Genomic DNA, 1,788 nt, shown 5'->3' on the forward strand with positions numbered 1-1,788 from the left:
GGTCGTGTACGAACAATCATGATGAAAATCATCGAGTAGTTGTTGTTTGGCTTCTTTGGTTTGAAGTATGTAGTCGACTTCGAGATCGTGCCGAAAGCTTCGATGATTCATATTGCTGGAACCAATACTCGCCCATTCATCAATCATGATTGTTTTGGCGTGAAGCATGACAGGCTGATATTCATAAATATGAGCCCCTGATTGCAAAAGGCTTTTGTAAAAGTACGCCGATACCCAAGGCATAAAAATAACGTCCGAATGTTCCGGCACAATAATTTGAACGTTTACGCCTCTTTGTGCTGCAGAAGTCAATGCTTTTAACAGCGCTGGTTCAGGCACAAAGTATGCGTTAGTGATAAAGATATGATGTTGCGCGTGATTGATCAGACGAAGTAATAAACGATGGTGATGTTTGCGCAGGATACGGTTGTAGTTGAGTAAGAAATTGGATTTTAGCGCAGTTTTAGTAATGATGCGTTTCACCTTCTGCTTTGAATAATTCCAACTCGCATCAAACGCTTGCTCAAGCGCACTTAGATTTCCCCCAGATATTTTTATAGCGGTATCGCGCCAATGAGCGCCACCATGCTCATTGTGTAAATGGTTGACGCTGATATTGATGCTGCCTATGAAAGCGAAGTGCTTATCGATGATGACCGTTTTGCGATGGTTTCGTTTGTTAATGGAGAGTAAAAGATATAAGAGTTTTCGTATGCCATGGGTCTTTATTACGGCGTAGCGCCATTGTTCTAGTTTCCATGGCAACGGGCGATGAATACGTACTTGCACACCGTGCTGAGTAAGATCATCCGCAATTGCTTTAAACTTGTCGTCAATGCCAATTCCATCGGTGAGTAAACGTACTGTCACGCCGCGCCCTGCAGCAGATTTCAGGATTTCGGCAACACGTAGTCCGAGAGTATTGTTCTCATAGATATAAACTTCCATGTCAATGCAGTACTTGGCGTCATTGATGCTATCTTTGAGCGCAAAAAAATAACTTTCTGCATCATTGAACAGTTGTTCTTGAGGAGGAGTATCAATAGAAGATCGTGAAGGGTGTTTTGAAGGCTTCGAAGAATGCGGAATTAGTGTCATCAAAGCCTCTTTTGCTGAATGGTTTAGCTGTTTTCTGCGGCTGCCTTCTTGATTAATTCAAGCATAGCACGTAAACCATTGCCTCGAGTTGGACTGATATGCCGCATTAAGTCTATTTTTTCAAATGCAGCTTCCACATCGAGATCAATAATTTCCTGCGGTGTTTTCGCATTCAAGGTAACGAGAACAATTGCAGCGAGACCTTTCACGATAATCGCGTCGCTATCGATCATTAAATAAAGCTTGTTCGTGTCTGCATCAAATTTATGAATTAGCCAAACTTGGCTTTGACAGCCATGAACGTAGTTATCTTCAGTTCGTTCAGACTCCGGGAATTCAGGAAGGGATTTTCCAAGATCGATGATGTAGCCATAGCGTTCTTCCCAATCATCTAGGAACTCAAAGGCATCATAGATATCTTCAATGGTGGTTTCGCTACCCAGAGGATTGGATTTAAAGCTTTCTAAAGAAGGCGAGGTCATGTTTGTTCCTTTAGCTTACAGCAGGCCGAGTTCCAGTTTCGCTTCGTCTGAAAGCATCTCATTGTTCCATGGTGGTTCAAAGACTAAATCTATCTCAACCTTAGCCACATTTGGCACACGTTCTACGTAAAATCGAACATCGTTTACGATGACAGGGCCCATGCCGCATCCAGGTGCAGTCAAGGTCATTGTAATATCTACATCAAAT

The 1,788-nt window shown here is 42.6% G+C and carries 2 protein-coding genes and 1 pseudogene; all 3 read right to left on the bottom strand.

The window, feature by feature from the left end; genetic code table 11:
* The coding region (locus tag A3762_RS12710; protein WP_068755886.1) for a phosphatidylserine/phosphatidylglycerophosphate/cardiolipin synthase family protein at positions 1-1,098 on the bottom strand (1,098 nt) is incomplete at its 3' end.
* A 23-nt stretch (positions 1,099-1,121) separates the two neighbouring features.
* The gene (locus A3762_RS12715) at positions 1,122-1,580 is read right to left on the bottom strand and encodes a SufE family protein (RefSeq protein WP_068476273.1); all 459 of its coding nucleotides are present in this window, start codon (positions 1,578-1,580) and stop codon (positions 1,122-1,124) included.
* Positions 1,581-1,595: 15 nt separating this feature from the next.
* A pseudogene (locus A3762_RS25950) lies at positions 1,596-1,788 on the bottom strand (putative Fe-S cluster assembly protein SufT); the annotation flags it as partial.

This window comes from Oleiphilus sp. HI0125, from assembly GCF_001635355.1.